Here is an 899-nt window from a genome sequence, read left to right as displayed (position 1 = left end):
ACCCCCAGCGCGGGTCCTGGCCCGGGTGGATCGGAAGGCTCGGCTGTGGTGGATGGGCCGGCTGGGGTGGATGCCCCGGGTGCCCTGGCGGTGGCCGAGCTCAAGCCCGGGGCCCCGGTGCCCACGATGCTTGGTGGGGGCCCGATAGATCAGTACTCAGCGGCCCGGTTGATGGTCGCGGCGAAGACCTGGTGGCGGGTGATCACCGATCCCTTGACCGGGGCGGTGGTGAAGTTCGGCCAGAACAGGTATCGGCCTACCGCGGCCCAGCGGGCGATCCTGCAATTCAGGGACGGGTCCTGCACCACCCCGGGATGCACCGGGCCCGGTAGGACCTGCGAGATCGACCACACGAGGGAGTGGCAACACGGTGGAGGGACGGATATCGCGAACCTGCGCTTGGGGTGCAAGCGGTGTCACCGGTTGAAGTCGCTGGGGTTGCTCGAGGTCGAACAACGCGCCGGGGGCACGATCCTGGTCACGAGTCTGTTCGGAACCAGGCGGGTTGGCTACCCGGCAGCTCCCTGGGCCTTGGCGGATCCCTGGCAGAGCTCCCGAACCACCGGTGGGGTGGCGGCGCCGCCTGCGGATCCTGAAGCGGTGATCCCCACGGTCTCACCGCCAGCGGTCATCGCGCCGAAGGCCTTCACGATCGAGTCGAGCAAGATCGAGTACGAGTACGAGAAGTATCAGGACCTGCAGATCTGTTTATGGGGTCGGGTCCAAGACGTGCCGGATCCTTCCTCCCCGTGTCCCGAACGGGGCCGTTACGCGATGACCACCCACGCCCACGCGGCCAGGAAGCGGCGTTTGAAGCGTAATGCCGGTGCTTACGGGCCACCGGCGATCCATCGGCCCGATGACCGGGACAACCCGCTACGCCCCAAACCCCAAACACC

1 protein-coding gene is annotated in these 899 nt (G+C 67.5%); it reads left to right on the top strand.

Annotated elements, in window-relative coordinates:
• Positions 1 to 48: 48 nt before the first annotated feature.
• The coding region (locus tag ACT3S2_RS15835; protein WP_444561937.1) for an HNH endonuclease signature motif containing protein at positions 49 to 899 on the top strand (851 nt) is incomplete at its 3' end.

It is taken from the genome of Arthrobacter sp. AOP36-A1-22 (genome assembly GCF_052377615.1).
Lineage (GTDB): Bacteria > Actinomycetota > Actinomycetes > Actinomycetales > Micrococcaceae > Arthrobacter_H.
This window is presented reverse-complemented; position numbering and strand designations above follow the sequence as displayed.